Here is a 17,315-nt window from a genome sequence, read left to right as displayed (position 1 = left end):
CCTGGCTAAGATACGGGAGGGGTCGGTTCCCCAAGGTGTCTCAAATGTAGTGGCCAATTACACGTCCATGGGCCAATGAGCGATGGGACAAACCGGCGAATTGCAGGCCATCTGTGGTCCCGTGCATGCTGAAAGAATCGGGATCAAAACCAAAACAGAAGCTATCTTCCGAAACATGACTTCCTCCTAGTGGATGTCCTTTTTCTCAATCCCCCGCAGCATTAGAGGGCCTACCTGGAGGTGCAGGAGGGGGGAAGCGTTCAGGCGATCCTCAATGCCCAGGTACCGGGGAGGAGGATCTTGACCAAAGCAACCATCACACCAGTCCACCTGACCTATCCAGAAACGCAGGCTCTGACTTGGATTCGTAATGTCGGTAGCCAATAGAACCCAGTCAGGCTCTTCGCGAACCAAGCGTACGCTCAATAGCCTTGCGGCATCCGCCTTGGTGAGCTTGCCGCTAGTGGCTCTGCGCAAATACAGGAGGCCCAGGGGCTCTCCCAACAAATCCTCAGGGGAGGTGGCCTGAAGTATCCTTGGATTTTCAAAGGGAACAAAGGCCAAGGCGATGTCATCCCGCAGGAGCACGGCAGGAGGCCAGCTTTTTGGGTATTCTGTGGGCAGGCCACAACAAGCTCTCTGTAGCGCCTCCAGGAAAGGTAACATGGGGTCTCGAGGAGTAGTAAAGCCTGTCCAGTCCCACGAGGGCAAAGGAGCGACGATGTGGACGAGGAATGGCCACTGGATCAGAGAATCCGCCCAGGGCCCTGGTAGCCCAATCTTGTTGTAGCTGATCACCGGCTTGGCTGTGGGGTCGGAACCCTGAGGCCCCAGCTCCACTTGTGCAGGAACCACCTCCTCTAGCGGCCTTCCCTCTGTTCCTTTGCCCGTCCAGCGTACCCGGTAGCTCCCGGTCTGGCCCTCTAGGTTACCCCTTCCACCAACGCAGCGAATAGGGGGCGTGGACGTGCACCTGATGACGAGCGCAAAGGGGGTTTGGGAGAGGTCCTCGAGGGACCGAGGGGGCCGAAAGTCCTTGGGCAGGGTCAAGATGGTGATGCCGTCGTTATCCTTTACCACGGTGAGAATTCTGGATGAGGTGCTTTGCAAGGCCAGGGATTGGGTCTCTAGCCAACCTTCAAACCCATCTGCCAAAGATGAGGCCTGGGCGAAGACCTGGTCCTCACTGGCAATCACTTCCTCCCAGGGACCTGCGGTCCGGAGGGTGCCCCCGCATCCCGCAAAGCCCAGAAGGCCCAACATACCTAGCCCGATAAGGCCAATCCTCTTCATGAAGTCTCCTTTCTGGAATCTCCTTTTGGGGGATTCCGTGAAGTAGGTTAGCCCAAAGGGTCTTAACGCACCCTGAACGGGGGGATAACAAAACCCCGGGCGGTTGCCCGGGGTGTTCCCATGGGCTTTTCAAGGGGCTTGGCTCAGGTCCAGCATCCCGGCCCCCACCGCCTGGGACGAGTAGGGCAGGAGTTTGGCGTACTGCAGAAGGTTCTGCTGCAGCTGAGCTGGAGTGAGGCCCGGCTGCGCCTCGAGCCAAAGGGCCATGGCCCCCGCCACCAAGGGGGTGGCGAAGGAGGTGCCGCTGCAGCTTTCCGTGCCACCCCCGGGGAGGGTGCAGTTCAGGTCGGTGCCGGGGGCAGCCAGGTCCACGTAGGGCCCCTGGGTGCTGTAGGGAGCAGGTTGCCAGCCGGGGGCGTCAGGGATCGCCTCCAAGGCCCCCACCGCCACCAGCCCCGGCAGGTCAAAGGCGGCCGGGTAGTGGGCGGGGCTTCCCTGGTTCCCCTGGTTGCCGGCGGCGGCGGCCACCGGGATCCCCTGGCTCAAGGCCGCCTGCAGGGCCAGCTTGAGGGCCTCCACTGGGGTATCCCCACCCAGGCTCAGGTTGATCACCGTGGGCCCCTGGCGGTTTGCCACCACCCAGCATACCCCCCGCACCACCCGGCTGGCCCGGCAGACCCCGTTCTCGTCGCACACCCGCACCGGAAGGATTTGGGCATCGGGGGCCACCTCCTTGACCAGGCCGGCGGCTCCCGTGCCGTGCCCCCCGGGGAAGGCATCCTGGGGAACGTTGTCCTCCTCCACGAAGTCGTAACCCGGAAGCTGGGGGATCACAGGGTCCACCCCCGTGTCCAGCACGGCCACCTTGACCCCTTGGCCCTTATGGCCCCTGCGGTGCGCCCAGTGGGCACCCACCGCTTCACCGCCCGAGATGCCTCCAAAGCTCCAGAGGCTTTCCGGGTCCGCCTTATAGCTGGGGTCTAAGGCTTCCAGCTCCTCCAGGGCCTTCCCCAGCTCCTTGCCGCCATAGCCCAGCTCCGCTAGGGCAAAGCCACACCCGGCAAGCTCGTCCTTCCGGAGGAGGGTGAAGCCCTCAGGAAGCCTTGGGGACGGCTGGTCCAGGGGTAGCCGGAGGAGGACCCGGCTTGGGTCCACCTTTGCAAGCACTCCAAGCTCCCCCCGGGCCTCCCGGCCCCCAGCCAGCACCCGCACGGGCTTGGGGCCGCCGGGCACCTGGGGAACCAGGAAACGCACCCGATCCGCCTCAGCCAAGGTTACCTGGGCCTCCACCTCCCCCACCCAAACCCGGGCCCCCAGGCCCCTCATCCCCCCTAGCCTCGCCTCCACCTCCTCCCCCACCAGGGCCCGGCTGGGCGAAAGGGTAAGGCTCGGCGTCTGGGGGGTACATGCCAGCAAGAGCAAGGGCAACAAAAACCAGGTTCTCCTCATCTTCCACCTCACTTAGGAAGAGGTTAAACCCCTCGAGGTCCCACAGGCTTAGCGGCATACCTTGAGGAGCCTCCCTGGGTACGGCCCCGAACCCGTAGCGCCTTCTCTTTCCCGTTTCCCCTGCCCTCCGTGGCCCTCCATCTTTCTCCACCTCCACGGGGGAGGGTACCCCAAGGGGGATTAACGGAGCCTGAACGGAAACCCCCGGGGGAGGGCCCCCAGGAGGTTAGTATTTAGTAGAGGAAGTAGCCGCCCGTGTACCGGTAGAGGAAGTAGCCCCCCACGTACCGGTCCAAGGAAACCTCCGTCTCCTCCCCCGAGGCCAATGCAGGTGTCAGGAAAACGAGGGCCAAAAGGCTTGCCAAAAGCACCTTCTTCAGCATCTCCTTCACCTCCTTGGCGGGGGTGTCCATCCCAACCGCCACCCCCCTTATAGGCCGGGGGGGCCTAACAGGGCCTTAACGCTGGGTGAACGCCTCGAGGCGCTTCCTATACCTTTCCGCCAGGACCGTGTAGTGGGCTTCCTCCAATAGGGCGATGGCCTCCTCTAAGGTGGCGGGGTCTTCCCGAAGTTCGGCCAGGTTGGCGAGAAGGGCCGCCGTGAGGACCCAGTCCCGGCCCTCCTTGGCCAGGCGTAGGGCCCGCAGGTAGGCGCTTTCCGCCTCCTCCCTCCTTCCCTGGCGGTGGTAAAGGGCCCCCAGGTTGTTCCAAGCCCGACCCATGGCCTCCAGCACGCCCGCCTCCTCCGCTAGACGCAGGGCCTCCTGGTAAAGGGCCTCCGCCTCCTCGATGCGGCCCTGCCGCTCCCGCACCACCCCCAGGTTCAGGAGCACCCGGGCCCGGAGGAGGGGGATATCCCCAGCCGCCTCCAGGGCTTCGCCGAAGACCCCCTCCGCTTGCGGGCGACCCAGCTCAAAGAGGGCGATGGCCCGGTTGTTTAAGGCGTCCACCTGGCGAGCTGTTTCCCCTGCCGCCAGGAAGCGCACCGCTGCCCGGGCAAAAAGCTCTGCGGCCTGGGCGAACTCCCCCCGGGTGAAGGCCCAAAGGCCCTCTAGGTTCAGGGCCTCACCCTGGGCCCAGGGACCCCCTTGGCGGGCTAGCGTGGCCTCCTTCAGGGCCTCCTCCACCTGTCCAAGCCGAAAGAGGACGTTTCCCCGCACCGCCGCCACCTCGGCCTCCAAACCTTCCAGGGCGGTACCTGTGGCCTCCAGGGCCTCGAGGGCCTCCCGGTAGCGCCCAAGCCGCTCCAGGATCCTGGACCGGAGGAGGAGTACCTCGGGCCCTCCGCTAAGGATGGCCAGGAGTTCCAAACCCAGGTGGGGGTTTTGCGAAAGGAGCCTGCGCACCTCCTTGAGAAGCCCCTTGCCCGCCCGCCGGTGATCCTCCTCCCCCCAAAGGGGCCGGGCCAGGAGGTAGAGGGGAAGGGCCTCCTCTAGGGGCAGGCGGCGGGCCAGGAGGAGGGCGGCCTCCTGGGCCTCGAGGGGAAGGGTTTGGGAGGCGTTAGGGTCCAGCCGGTCGCCCCGGGGTAGGCCCTGCAGGGTGAGGGCTTTGCCTCCTTCCCGGACCAAACCCTTTTCTTGAAGGAGCTCGAGGAGGGTTACCGGTATCCCCAAGGCCTCTACCGCTTCCCGGGGACGGAACAGGAAGCCAAAAAAGGCCCTGCGGGCCTCCTTGGAAAGGGGTGGTGGCGGGTGGAAGGTTTCTTCCTGGCCTTCCAAGGCCCAGCGGACCCCAGGCAGGGCGTAAGCTTCCTCCAGGAGGGCTCTGCCCCGCTCCGCAAGCCCCAACAGGTAAAAGGCCCGGGCCTGGGTGGCGAAACCCCGGTAAACCTCTAAGGCCACGCTTTCCCGGGTGGACCAGACCCATTCCTCCAACTCTTCCCCCAAGGGAAGCTCTACCCCTTCAAGAAAGGTGCCCCTATAAAGCCCTTTGGCTTGCGCCAGATCCCCTTCCCTTAGGGCATGGCGGAGGGCCTCCAGGTCGGTGGAAACCTTAGCCCTAAGGACCTCCCCTCCCTCCACCACCCCCAGGGGCTTAAGTTGGCTGAGGGCTACCGAGAGGCTATTCAGGGCGTCTTGGGCCTCGGGCCAAAAGAGCTCGGCCAAGTGCCGGCGGGACTTGGGACCTTGGAGGGCCAAATAGGCCAGGAGGAGGAGGGGCTTGGGGCGGTGGAAGGCATGCCCTTCCAGATCGAGGCCCCCCAATACCCGGAGCATGCCCTTATGTTAAGCCTTCAGGCCCCCGGCGGCGTTTGTGAGATGGCTGCTTCCTGGGGGCAGGCCCTGGGGCCTAGGCTTAAGGCATGGCTAACCGCCTGCTAGGCTCCCAAAGCCCCTACCTCCTCCAGCACGCCGAGGACCCTGTGGACTGGTACCCCTTTGGGGAAGAGGCCTTCGCCGTAGCGCGAAGAGAGGGGAAGCCCCTTTTCCTCTCCGTGGGCTATAGTGCCTGCCACTGGTGCCATGTGATGCACCGGGAGTCCTTCCAGGATCCCCAGGTGGCGGAGATCCTGAACCGGCACTTTGTACCTGTGAAGGTGGACCGGGAGGAACGGCCCGACGTGGATACCACCTACATGCGGGCCCTGGTGAGCCTCACCGGCCAAGGAGGCTGGCCCATGAGCCTCTTCCTCACCCCGGAGGGCAAACCCTTTTTCGGGGGCACTTACTTCCCCAAGGAGGACCGGGGGGGCCTGCCCGGCTTCAAGCGGGTCCTCCTGGCGGTGGCCGAAGCCTGGCGGGCAAGGCGGGTGGAGGTGGAAGGGGAAGCCGAGCGCCTTGCGCAAGCCCTATGGCGAAGCCTTAACCCCCCTCCTGGGCCGGTGCCCAAGGAGGCGGAGGCCAAGGCCCTCCAGGCCCTAGGGTCCTCCTTTGACCCTGAATGGGGCGGGTTTTTGCCGGCACCCAAGTTCCCCCAAGGAGCCCTCCTCCTCTACCTTTTACCCCTGGCCTGGCGGGGGGAGGAGGGGGCAAGGCGCATGGTGCGCAAAACCCTCGAGGGCATGGCTTTGGGTGGGGTGTACGACCAGGTGGGCGGCGGATTTCATCGCTACGCCGTGGACCGGCGCTGGCACCTACCGCACTTTGAGAAGATGCTCTACGATAACGCCCTTCTGGCCCGGGTTTACCTGGGGGCCTACCGGGTTTTTGACGAGCCCCTCTTCTTGCGGGTAGCCCGGGAGACCCTGGACTGGATCCTGTCCATGCAGGACCGGGCTGGGGGGTTCTATACGGCCCTGGATGCGGAAAGCGAGGGAGAGGAAGGGCGTTACTACACCTGGAGCCTAGAGGAGCTGGAAGGGGCCTTGGGCGAGGATTACCCCTTGGCCCAGCGGTACTTTGCCTTGGAAAGCGCCTTTCCCATCACGGGTAAGGACGGTTCCCCTAGGTACGTCCTCACCGCCTGGGGCGAGGAGGAGGTAAAGGGCCTGCTGGGGGAGGGCTTTGCCGCTTGGCGGGAGGGGGTTTTGGCCCGGCTTTTGGCCCTAAGGCGACGCCGCATGCCCCCAGGCTTGGACGATAAGGTCCTGGCCGACTGGTCCAGCTTGGCGGTGCGGGCCCTGGCGGAAGGGGGAAGGCTTTTGGGGGATGACCGTTACCTGATGGCGGCGCGGAGGGGGGCCCACTTTCTCCTTACGGGCATGCACCGGGAAGGTCTTTTGCGGCACGTGTGGCGGGCGGGAAGCCTGGGGGAGGAGGCCTTCCTCCAGGACCAGAGCTTTGCCGCCCTGGCCCTGTTGGAGATCTATACCGCCACCGGGGAGTGGCCCTACCTGGAACGGGCAAGGTACTTGGCGGAGGCCGCTTGGACCCACTTTCGGGAAGGGGGCCTTAAGGCCCAAACCCTCCTTCCCCTCCCCACCCGGGACGTGGAGGAAACCACCCTCCCCTCCGGGGCAAGCGCCCTGGCCGAGGCCCTTTGGCGGCTGCACGCCGCCTTTGGCGGGGACTACCGGGAGCGGGCCCAGGCCCTTTTGGAAGAGGTGGCCCTCTGGTTGGAACGCTACCCCCAGGCCCTTCCCGGCTTTCTCCTCGTGCACCGCCTGCTTTTGGAGGGCACGGAGCTGGCCCTTCCCATCCCCTCGCCCCTTTTGGGGGTGGTGCGGGGGCTTTACCTGCCCCTTACCCAGCTGGTGAGCGGCCCACCTGAGGCCCTTCCCAGCCTGATGGGGCGGGAACCCGGAAGGGCCTACCTGTGCCGTGAGGGGAGCTGCCGCCTGCCTGTGGAGGGTGTGGAGGATCTGTGGGAGGAGCTTGGGGCGGTGTACGGGGGGAAGTAGGTTTGTGCTTGATTTCACGACTTTACGTGCCCGTGAACTATCTCTCGCCAAGCGTATTGACCCCACCGCCCGCTTCCCCTAAGCTATTACCGAACGGTCGGTAAGGAGGCCCCATGCCTGAAGCCTGGATCGTAGAAGCCTTGAGAACCCCCATCGGCAAGCACGGGGGCGCCCTGGCCACGGTGCGCCCCGATGACCTCCTGGCCCATGTCCTTTCCGCCCTCATGGAACGAAGCGGGGTACCCAAGGAGGCCGTGGAGGACGTTTACGCCGGCTGCGCCAACCAGGCCGGGGAGGACAACCGCAACGTGGCCCGCATGGCCCTTCTCCTGGCAGGCTTTCCCGTGGAGGTGGCAGGCTGTACCGTCAACCGCCTTTGCGGCTCGGGCCTGGAGGCGGTGGCCCAGGCCGCCCGGGCCATCTGGGCCGGGGAGGGCCAGGTGTACGTGGGCGCTGGGGTGGAGTCCATGTCCCGGGCTCCCTTCGTGGTGCCTAAGGCGGAAAGGCCTTTCCCCACGGGCAACATGGTCATGTACGACACCACCTTGGGCTGGCGCCTGGTAAATCCCAGGATGCAGGCCCTCTATGGCACGGAGAGCATGGGGGAAACCGCCGAGAACCTGGCGGAGATGTACCAGATTCCCCGGGAGGAGCAGGACCGCTTCGCCCTTCTTTCCCACCAGAAGGCCATCCGGGCCTGGGACGAAGGAAGGTTTGCCCGGGAGGTGGTCCCCGTTCCGGTAAAGCGGGGCAAGGAGGAGGCTCTGGTGGAGGTGGACGAGGGCCCCAGGCGGGACACCTCCCTGGAGAAGCTGGCCCAGCTTAAGCCCGTTTTCCGCCAAGGGGGTACGGTAACCGCAGGGAACTCCAGCCCCCTAAACGACGGGGCGGCGGCGGTGCTTCTGGTTTCCGATGCCTACGCCAAGGCCCACGGCCTCGAGCCCCTGGCCCGGGTGCGGAGCATCGCCGTGGCCGGGGTTCCTCCCAGGATCATGGGTATCGGGCCGGTGCCCGCCACCAAGAAGGCCTTAGAACGGGCAGGGCTTACCCTGAAGGACATCGGCCTTATTGAGCTGAACGAGGCCTTTGCCGCCCAGAGCCTGGCCGTGTTGCGGGAGTGGGGCCTGGATATGGAGGATCCCCGCCTGAACCCCAACGGCGGGGCCATCGCCCTGGGCCATCCCCTAGGGGCCTCGGGGGCCCGGATCCTCACCACCTTGGTCCATGAGATGGGGCGGAGAGGGGTCCAGTTCGGCCTGGCCACCATGTGCATAGGGGTGGGCCAGGGCATCGCCATGGTGGTGGAGGCGGGCTAAGGGGTCTTCCCTTTCCAGGGGAGGGTGGGTGGCTTGTGTTTCTCTTCACGATTAAACCAGCTTGTGTACACCAGCTCCGCTCCCGGCCACGCCTGACCCAAAAGCCAAAGGTCCTCTGCCACCACCTGCGCCCGCTTGGCATATCCCCCTAGGCTCCCCTTGTCCGCCAAGAGCACCAAGGGGCGGCCCGAGGGAGGTACCTGGATGCCCCCCAAGGGCGTGGCCTCGGAAAGGCCCTCCCCGCCCGGGACCTCCGGGCCCTGAAGCTCCAGGCCCATGCGGTCCGCCCGGGCCACGCGAAAGGGGGCCGACAGGAGGACCCTAAAGGCCTCCTCCGTAAACTGGGGTCCTGGCAGAAGGCGGAGGCGAAACACCCCCGGCAAGGGCCTCTGCCGGAAAGCCAAGCCGGGCCGCACCGCCCTCCTTTCCCTAAGCCCCAGGACATCCAAAGCCCTTAAAGACCGGCCCACCCTTCCCCGAAGATCCGGGGAGGCAGAACCAAAGAAGGTGTGGACCTCGAGGCCCCCCGCCACCGCCAGGTAGACCCTCACCCCCCGCCCCCAGGGCCGGAAGGAAAGGGTTTTCCCCCTTGGCCAAAGAAAGCTCTGCCCCGGTGGGATTTCTTCCCCATCCAAAAGGGCCACAAACCCATAGCCCGCAAACCCCACCACCAGGTCCTCTAAGGCGGTGAGCACCGGGCCCCGGTAGGCCATCTCCAGGAGGGGTGTTCCCGGAGGGTTTCCCACCAGCCGGTTGGCCAAAGCGGCGGAATAGGGGTCCAAAGGCCCCGAGCGGGCCAGGCCCAGATGCCCCGCCAGAAACCTTCCCTGGTCCACCACCAGGTCCATGAGGCCCGGTTCCTCCACCCGGAAGGCGGGAAACCTGGGTTCTGCGGGAAGGAGCTCCAAGGGGGCAGGTTCCGGCGGCGTTGGCCCCACCCCCTCCCTAAAGCGCACCCGGTCCCCCGGCCTCAGGAGAAAGGGCTCTTCCCGGTGGGGGTCGTAGACCGCCACCAAGGCGGTGCCCAACAGGTGCCATCCCCCGGGGGAAGGCAAGGGATAAATGCCCGTCTGCGGCCCGGCCATGGCCACGCTGTGGGCGGGGACCCGGGGCCGGGGATGGGGCCTCCGGGGCAATCGGAGGGCCTCCTCCACCGGGGCCAAAAAGGGAAACCCTGGGGTAAACCCCAGGGCGTAGACCCGGTACAGGGGTGCCTGGTGCCGGCGCTTGACCTCTTCCAAGGAAAGCCCCGTGCGCCTGGCCACCTCGAGGAGGTCCTCACCGTCGTAACGCACGGGGATCTCCACGCACCTCCCTTCCCCTTCCTCCCAGGAAGCTAGGCGGCGAAGCAACGTGAGGAGCCGGGCGCGGGAAAGCCTCCGGGAATCGTACTCCAGGTAAAGGGTGCCGTAGGCGGGGATGGCCTCCCAAAGCCCTTCCGGGGGAGCCTTAAGGAGAGCCTGGGCCAGGGCCTGGGCCAAGCGGTTAGCCTCCTCGGAAAGCCCTTCCCCAAAGACCAGGTAGAAACCCTCCACCCCCTCACTCTAGCGAAGGGCGAGGCCCCAAGCCTCCCGAAAGCTCCCTATCCGGCAAGGCCACGAGGGTTAGGAGGGAAAGACCGATAAAAAGGGCACTGAAGAGGAAGATGCGGCGAAGGGCCTCCACGATGCCCTCCTTCAAGGCCTCCTTTAACCCTTCCCGGACCGCCTCGAGGCGGGCTACCACCTGGAGGGGAACCTGGGCAAGGGTTTGCTCCTCCATCCCCCTCAAGGAGGCCACCGCCTCGGCCACCACCCTGTCCTCCAAGGCCTTAAGCCGGGGAAGGAGTTGGGCCTTAAGAGCCGGAGAAGGCCCTTTAGCCAGCGCCTCCTCTAGCCCCTGGCCCCAAGGGAGGCGCAAAAGAGCCTCCTTAGCCATAGCGTCCCCGGCCCATGCCCTCTCCAACAGGGAAAGGGTGCCCTGGGCAACCCCACCTGGCAGGAGGAGGGCCTTCACCGGCAAGGGCAAAGAGGCTTCCCCCAAAAGGGTTTGCCGCGCCACCTCGTCCCCCCTTAAGGCCCTTTCCAAAAGCCTTTCCGTCCGGGCAAACTGCGCGGGCAGACCCCCAGGCACCAGGTTCCCCTTGAACTCCTGGGGCAGGAAGGGGTCTTGCATCAAGGTACGGTAAGCGGTCTCGTCCCCCCGGAGCGCCTTAAGCAAAAGGTCCTCCAGGCGGGCAAACTCCCGGTCTAGGTCCAGGGCCATCCCCTCCCCCGTCCGGACCATGGCGGGTTGGGAACCACCCCCAGGGAAGGCGCTTTGCAGGTTGGCGCTCAGGCTTTGCGCCAGAAGGGTCCCCAAAAAGGCGATCCCCATGGTGGAGCCAATCTGGCGCATGAACTGCACCATGCTGGTGCCGCTTCCCATGCGTTCCTTAGGCAGGTCGCTTTGGGCCACCACGTTCAGCACGCTCTGCGCCGGCCCCAGGCCAAGGCCCAGGAGGAAGAAAAGGGCCACCGCCAAGAGCAGGGGGGTTGCCACCGCCAGGACAAAGTGCAGGAGGAGGAAAAGGGAGAGCAGGAAGGCGGCGCTGCTTATTAAAAGAACTTTGTACCGCCCAAACCGGGCCAATAGCTGCCCGGCTCCCAGGCTGCCCACCATGACCCCCAGGACCAGGGGCAACACCGTAACCCCACTTTGGCTGGCGGAAACCCCCTTGACCACCTGGAGGTAAAGGGGCAAGAAGGCCACGGCTCCCAGGAAGGCCGGCCCATAAAAGAAGGCGGCCACCGCCGATAGGCTAAACACCCGCCCCCGAAACACCTTCAGGTCAAAAAGCGGATAAGGAAGCCAAAGCTCGGCCCATACCCAAAGGGCTAGGCCCAAAAGGGCTCCGGCAAAGAGCCCCAGGATGACGGGACTCCCCCAAGGATAGGTGCTCCCACCCCAGGAAAAGGCCAGCATCAAGGGCACGGTCCAAGCCACAAGGAGAAAGGCCCCAAGGAAATCAAAAGGTTCGCGCTGGCCAGGTTTCAGCCGGGGCATGTACCGCAGTATGAACCCCAGGGCCACGGCCCCCACGGGCACGTTGATGTAAAAGACAAAGCGCCAGGAGAGGTGGTCGGTGAGCAACCCGCCCAGCCAGGGTCCCACGGCCGAGGAAAGGCCAAAGAGGGCCCCAAAAGCTCCCGCCAGCTTGCCCCGCTCCCTAGGGGGGAAAAGGACGGCAATGGTGGTCAGGGCCAGGGCAAAAAGGGCCCCGCCTCCCACCCCCTGGAGGCCCCTAAAGAGGATGAGCTGGGCCATGTTCTGGGAAAGACCGGAAAGCACGGAACCCAGGAGGAAAATGAGTACCGCCCAAATCAGGATGGCCTTGCGGGAAAAGAGCTCGGTAAGCCGGCCAAAGATGGGGGCGGAAACCGTGGAGGTGAGGAGGTAACTGGTGGTGACCCAGGCGTAGTACTCTGCCCCCTTAAGCTCGCTTACGATGCGGGGCATGGCGGTGGAGACGATGGTCTGGTCCAAAGCTGCCAGGAAAACCCCCAGCAGCACGCCGATCATGGTAAAGCGGACTTCCTGTGGTGTGGGGTTCACGATTCCTCCAACCGGCTCAACAGGCCCAGGAGCTGGGCGGACTCCTCCGGGCTAAGCCGGGCCAAGCGGCGCCTTAGGGCCGCTTCCATAAGCCTTTCTGCCTCCTCGAGGGCCACCTTCCCCTTTTCCGTCAGGCGGAAGGCGAAGCGGCGCAGGTCCTTGCTGTCCAAGGTGCGCTCCACAAAACCCCTCTCCTCTAACCGCCGGAGCATGTGGCTCACGGTGGGTGGGGGAAGCCCCATGTGCCGGGCCACATCCGAGGGGTAGGGCACGCCCTCCACCACCCGTAAAAGCCAGGCCTCGAGGCCGGAAAGCCCTAGGGCCTCCAACCCCTCTTCCATCTCCTCCCGCAAGGCACGCTGAAGCCGCCAGATCCGACTCATCACCTCCCATACCATGGGGTCATACTATTTCATCTCAAACTATTTGAATGTACCCTATCCCACCTTGACGCCCTACCCTCACAAGGTTAGCCTGGGGCCGGAGGGATCCATGAAGCTGCGGTTTTACAGCCAGGGCGAGAACCACTATAAGCTTGACCCGGATTTAAAAGCGATATTGGACACCTTGACCCCTGGCCTTCCAGAGGGGGAACTTTCCGCCTTCGGGAAGCTGGTGGGGGAGGAGGTGCTGGAGGTGGCCCACCACGTGGACCAGGATGCCCCACCCCGCCTCCAGATGCACGACTTGGACGGCCACCGCATCGACCGGGCCCTCCTCTCCCCGGCGCAGAAGGCCCTTTTGGAGAAGCTTCGCCCCATGATCCGCCCCGCCTATGAGGGCAAGGGTTGGCCCCTCCACTACGCTTTTGGCTATCTTCTGGCGGATGGCGGGCTTTACTGCATCCTCACCATCACCCATCAGGTGGCCTATGCCCTGCACAAGTACGCCCCAGAATGGGAGACGGTGAAGCGGGAACTCCTTTACGGCCCAGCCTTCGGCGCCACCTGGATGACGGAGATCCAGGGCGGAAGCGACCTCGGGGCCAACCGCACCCTGGCCAAACGGGAGGGGGAAGCCTTCCGCCTTTACCAAGGGGACAAGTACTTCGCCTCCGGGGCCGGCCTGGCCGACTACGCCATCGTCACCGCCAGGCCGGAAGGAACCCCCGAAGGCCCTAAGGGCCTTGGCCTCTTCCTCCTGCCCCGTGAGGTGGAGGGGCGCCTCAACTTCACCGTGCGGCGGTTTAAGGAGAAGCTGGCCACCCGGGCAGTGCCCTCGGGGGAGGTGGAGCTGGAAGGAAGCCTGGCCTACCCCATAGGGAGGCTGGAAGAGGGCATCTACTACACCCTGGAAACCCTCACCGTGGCCCGCCTGGCCAACGCCGCCGCCGCCATGGGCATCGCCAAGAAGGCCCATCTCGAGGCCCTCTTCCGGGTGAGAAGGCGCACCGCCTTTGGAAAGAGGCTGTTGGACCACGACCTCATCCAACACGACCTCCTGGAGATGCGCCTAAGGCAGGTGGGGGGCACCGCCTTGGCCTTCCTGGCCATTCAGGCCTTTGACCGGGCCTGGGAGGAGCGGCCACCCTACAGCCAGGACTACCACCTGGCCCGCCTCCTCTCCCACCTGGCCAAGGGGCGCACCGCCGAACACGCTAACGCCATCACCGCCCTCGCCATGGAGCTCTTTGGAGGCTTGGGCTTCTTGGAGGAGTACGGGGTAGCCCGCTGGCACCGGGAAGCCCTCATCACCCCCATCTGGGAGGGACCCGCCAACATCCAGGCCCTTGACATGCTGGAAGCCACGGCCAAAAAACGGGCCCATGAACCTCTTTTGGAAATGCTCCGGGATCATCCCCAGGCCCAAAAGTATGCGGAAAGGGCGCTGGCAAGGCTAAAGGAAGAAGGCCCTTGGTACGCCAAGGAGGCCTTGCGAACCCTGGCCGACGCCCTAGCCGTCTACGCCTTGGCAAAGGTAGCCCAAGAACCCTTCCCTGAGCTTTCCCACCTTTACGCCCGGCGCTTCCTGGAAGGAGAAGCCCTCCCCCTTAGCGCCAAAAGGCCCGGGCTCTACGACCCCTGGTGAAGCTTCTCGTATAGGGGCCCCAGGTCCTCGGGGCGGAAACGGGCGGTGTAGCCCTTGGGGGGCAAGGGTTCCTCGTAGAAAAAGGCGGGAAGGCGGTCATGCTCGTGGGTGAAGCCCGCCAGGTGGTTGAAGCGGTGTTCCAGGCGCAAAACCCCCTCCCCAAGCTCACGCCAAAAGCTGGGGCTGAGGCTTGTGCCCAAGGCGGCGTTGAGGCTTTCCACCACGAACTCCACCTGCCTGTTGGTTACGCTACCTCCAAAGACGCAAAGGCCCAAGGCGTCGTTGGCGGCGGCATTCACCTGGGCCTGGTAGCTGGCCTCCAGGATCTCCGCCACCGGCATGGCCCGGGTTTCCAGGCGCGGGGCATTGCCTGCGGTGTGGTCAGCCCCCTGGGCGGTGACCATCATGGTGATGCCCGTGGCCTCCACCACCCTGGGATCGTAGGCGCTGATGGCCTGGCGCTTGATAACGGGAACCCGTCTTAGCCCCCAGGCCTCCCCCACCCGGGCGGTGCCTTGGGCCAGGAAACGGGCCTCCTCGCTTGGGGTGTAGAGGGCCTTAAGCTTGGCCTCCATGAAGGTATAATCCCCCCAATCCGCTTCCCCCTTTTCCATGAGGAGGGCCAAGGTGGCCCCGGTCTCTATGGTGTCCACCCCCAGGTCGTTGGCCAAGCGGTTCAGGCGGGCCAGCTGGTCCGGGTCGTTGAGGCCGCAGTTGGTTCCCATGAGGCCGATGGTTTCGTACTCCAAAGGGGAAACCACCTCCTCCCCGTTCTCGTCCACGATGACGTTGGAGCACTGGATCACGCACCCAGGCATGCAGGCGTGGGTGTGCTTCCCGCCCCGGGCCTTGTTGAGGGGGGCGATGTACTGGCCCCCCATGGGGAACTCCTCCGGAGGGGCAAGCTGCCCCTGGCGAAAGTTGCGCACGGGAAGTCCTCCGAAGGCATTCTGGAAGTCCGCCATCCCCATGGTGCCGATGGCGTTGTAGAACTTCATCACCAAGGGGTCTTGGCGCAAAAGCTCCGCATAGCGGCGGATAGCCCCCGTGACCTTGGGCTTGTCCCAGACCTCCACCTTCCCCGGCACCTCCACCACGATGGCCTTCACCCGCTTGGCCCCCATCACCGCCCCCACGCCGCCCCTAGCCGCCAGGCGGGAGGGCCTACCGTCGATATCGGAAAAGGCGATGCCGGAAAGGAGGCCCAGATACTCCCCCACGGGCCCCAGAAGGGCGAAGGCGATCCTCCTGCCGTAGGCGGCAAAGAGCTTGGCCGCCGCCTGGAAGTTCCCGAGGCCGAGGAGCTCCCCCGCCGGGTCACAGAAGACCTGCCCCTCCCGGGTGATGCGGAGGACCACCCAGTCGGGGCTTGCCCCCTCGAGGACCAGATGGGAAAGCTTCATCTGCCCCAGGGCGTAGCCGAAGGTGCCGCCCCCGTTGGCCTCCTTGATGCCCAGGGTCAGGGGGCTTCGGGTGCCCACGCTGGTGCGGTTGGCGTTGGAAAACCCCGTGCCCGCTAACGGGCCGATGGCGAAGACCAGGGGGTTCTCCGGGGAAAGGGGATCCACACGGTAGACCTCCCTATCAAGAAGCACCTTCCCCGTGCGGTACCGGCCCCCCAAGGCCACGTCCTCGGGAAGGACCTCCGTGGTGCGCGCCCGCTTCCCCTTAAGGTCTACCCATAAGGATCGCCACATATCCCAAGCTTACCCCTCCACCCGCTTTACCTCCAGGCTCCTGAGCCGGTTCACCGCCGCCCCCACTTCCAGGGGCCGCACCTCCGCCAGCTCAGGGGCTTCCTCCAGGGAAAAGAGGTCCGTCACCCCTCCAAAGACCTCCGCCACTAACTCCCCTAAGGGCGTTTTTCCGTCGGCACGGCGCCAAAGCCTTTGCAACCAAGCCCCTAGGGCCCGCACCTGGGCATTTTCAAAGAGGTCCAGGGCGGAGAGGTCCACCACCCCCTCCCCGTACACCAACTCCCTGAGGCCCCGGCCCTTCACCCGGGCCTTCCGGCCTCGCCGGGGATCAAAGCTTTCGGGCAAGGGGGCCCGGGAAGCCACGGCGAGGGGATAACGGGGCTCGCCAAAAAGGCGCGCCGTGGGATGGGCGTGGGCGATGGCCTTGGCCTCCTGGGTAACCTCCCGGGGGCGGTACTCCTCCAGGAGCAAGACGGTATCCGCCAGGTCCAGGTAATCCCCCACCCCACCCACCACCAGGACCAGGCTCACCCCTAGGGCCTTGAAATCCCCTATGCGGTCCAAAAGCGGGGTCAGGGTTTCCCGCCGCACCAGGGCCTGCATGCGGGCATCCCGCACCAGGAGGTTGGTGGCGGAGGTGTCCTCGTCCAGGAGGAGCACCTTGGCCCCCAGTTCCAAGGCCTCCAGGATGGCCGCAGCCAGGCTGGTGGACCCCGAGGCATCCTCGGTGGAGAAGAAGGAGGTGTCCTGGCCCAAGGGCAGGTCATGCACGAAGGGCCTAAGGTCCACGCCCACCACGCTCCGGCCATCCTCGGACTGGACCCGTTGCGCCCGAGCCTCGGTGACCACCCACTCCCGCCCGTCCCCAGGGATGTGGGGATGGACCCCGTGGACCAGGGCCTCGAGGAGGGTGGTCTTCCCGTGGAAGCCACCACCGGTGATGAGGGTAAGGCCCTGGGGAAGGCCCATCCCCAAGACCTCCCCCTTGTGGGGTACCCGGAAGGAAACCCGCAAGGAAGGCGGACTTTGGAAGGGCACCGCCCCCTTTAAGGGCCTTTGGCTCACCCCGCTTTCCCGAGGGAGGATGGCCCCATCCCCCACAAAGGCCACCAGGCCCCTTTGGGGCAAGCGCTCCTGGATGTAGGCGAAATCCTCCACCTGGTGGACGTGGGCAAGGAGCGCCCCCTCGTCCAGCTCCTCAAGAAAGCCCCCAAGGTGGTCCGCCAAGGCCCTAAACAGCCTCGCCGCCTCCTTGCCCAGAATCCTCCGGCCTGAGGCCGGCAAACCCACCCGGAAGCGGAGGTAAAGCGCCTCCTGGCCAAGATAGGCCCCAGCCCGCCTTAAGACCTTGGGGCTTTCCACCTCCACCAAAACCCTACCCGAGTGGCCGCTACCCCCAACATGGGGCAGGTTCCGGAAACGGGCCTTGAGCGCCCGCAGCAGGAAGTCCTCCACCGCCACCTGCCCCAGGGGGTGGGCGAAGACCCGAAGCCTCGCCGCAGACGTGGCCGGATAGCGCACCTCCACCACGCTTGGGGAGGCAAAGGGATCGCCCTGCACGTGGACGAAGCGGAGGTCAAAACCGTCCCCCCGCCAAATGCCCTTTAGATCCTTGTAAAAAGGGTAAGGCCTCCCCTCCAGGGAGGCCAGAAAGGGGAAAAGCTCCTCCAGGCGCCGCAC

12 protein-coding genes are annotated in these 17,315 nt (G+C 65.3%); 3 read left to right on the top strand and 9 right to left on the bottom strand.

The genetic code is table 11. The features are described from left to right. Window positions 1–186 precede the first annotated feature (186 nt). From DK874_RS11640 to DK874_RS01350, 4 genes are all read right to left on the bottom strand, one after another. Complete coding sequence (locus tag DK874_RS11640; RefSeq protein WP_162798685.1) at window positions 187–588, bottom strand: hypothetical protein; 402 nt, start codon at window positions 586–588, stop codon at window positions 187–189. A gap of 834 nt (window positions 589–1,422) precedes the next feature. Further along, a complete protein-coding gene (locus DK874_RS01360; RefSeq protein WP_114312079.1) occupies window positions 1,423–2,742 on the bottom strand; it encodes a S8 family peptidase in 1,320 nt (439 codons plus the stop codon). A 233-nt stretch (window positions 2,743–2,975) separates the two neighbouring features. Continuing rightward, on the bottom strand, window positions 2,976–3,167 hold the full coding sequence (locus DK874_RS01355; RefSeq protein ID WP_162798684.1) for a hypothetical protein: 192 nt from the start codon (window positions 3,165–3,167) through the stop codon (window positions 2,976–2,978). 33 nt (window positions 3,168–3,200) lie between these two features. Next, on the bottom strand, window positions 3,201–4,958 hold the full coding sequence (locus DK874_RS01350) for a tetratricopeptide repeat protein (RefSeq protein ID WP_114312075.1): 1,758 nt from the start codon (window positions 4,956–4,958) through the stop codon (window positions 3,201–3,203). A gap of 86 nt (window positions 4,959–5,044) precedes the next feature. Between DK874_RS01350 and DK874_RS01345 the strand changes: the two genes are divergently transcribed. Together DK874_RS01345 and DK874_RS01340 are read left to right on the top strand one after the other, a co-directional pair. After that, window positions 5,045–7,021, top strand: a complete 1,977-nt coding sequence (locus DK874_RS01345) for a thioredoxin domain-containing protein (RefSeq protein ID WP_114312073.1) — start codon at window positions 5,045–5,047, stop codon at window positions 7,019–7,021. Between the two features lie 113 nt (window positions 7,022–7,134). After that, window positions 7,135–8,337, top strand: coding sequence for a thiolase family protein (locus DK874_RS01340; RefSeq protein ID WP_114312071.1), 1,203 nt, complete (start codon window positions 7,135–7,137; stop codon window positions 8,335–8,337). Here DK874_RS01340 and pxpB read toward each other — a convergent pair. Genes pxpB through DK874_RS01325 form a run of 3 tightly spaced genes read right to left on the bottom strand, consistent with a single transcriptional unit; the run spans window position 8,334 to window position 12,308 of the window. Next, window positions 8,334–9,872, bottom strand: coding sequence for a 5-oxoprolinase subunit PxpB (pxpB, locus tag DK874_RS01335; RefSeq protein ID WP_114312069.1), 1,539 nt, complete (start codon window positions 9,870–9,872; stop codon window positions 8,334–8,336). The two genes, DK874_RS01340 and pxpB, sit on opposite strands and share 4 nt — an antisense overlap. Before the next feature lie 4 nt (window positions 9,873–9,876). Next, window positions 9,877–11,910 (bottom strand): MDR family MFS transporter, encoded by a 2,034-nt coding sequence (locus DK874_RS01330; protein ID WP_114312067.1) that lies wholly within the window; start codon window positions 11,908–11,910, stop codon window positions 9,877–9,879. After that, window positions 11,907–12,308, bottom strand: coding sequence for a MarR family winged helix-turn-helix transcriptional regulator (locus tag DK874_RS01325; RefSeq protein ID WP_114312065.1), 402 nt, complete (start codon window positions 12,306–12,308; stop codon window positions 11,907–11,909). Before DK874_RS01325 ends, DK874_RS01330 begins: the two co-directional genes overlap by 4 nt. A gap of 94 nt (window positions 12,309–12,402) precedes the next feature. On the opposite strand from DK874_RS01325, the gene DK874_RS01320 reads away from it, so the two are divergent. Continuing rightward, window positions 12,403–13,938, top strand: coding sequence for an acyl-CoA dehydrogenase family protein (locus DK874_RS01320; RefSeq protein ID WP_114312063.1), 1,536 nt, complete (start codon window positions 12,403–12,405; stop codon window positions 13,936–13,938). Here DK874_RS01320 and DK874_RS01315 read toward each other — a convergent pair. Further along, entirely contained in the window at window positions 13,923–15,635 is a 1,713-nt protein-coding gene (locus tag DK874_RS01315) for an aldehyde ferredoxin oxidoreductase C-terminal domain-containing protein (RefSeq protein ID WP_114312060.1), read from the bottom strand. The genes DK874_RS01320 and DK874_RS01315 overlap by 16 nt on opposite strands. A gap of 9 nt (window positions 15,636–15,644) precedes the next feature. Continuing rightward, window positions 15,645–17,315: an ABC-ATPase domain-containing protein gene (locus DK874_RS01310; protein WP_114312058.1), complete on the bottom strand. Its 1,671-nt coding sequence runs from the start codon at window positions 17,313–17,315 to the stop codon at window positions 15,645–15,647.

The organism is Thermus caldifontis (assembly GCF_003336745.1).
Classification (GTDB): domain Bacteria; phylum Deinococcota; class Deinococci; order Deinococcales; family Thermaceae; genus Thermus; species Thermus caldifontis.
This window is presented reverse-complemented; position numbering and strand designations above follow the sequence as displayed.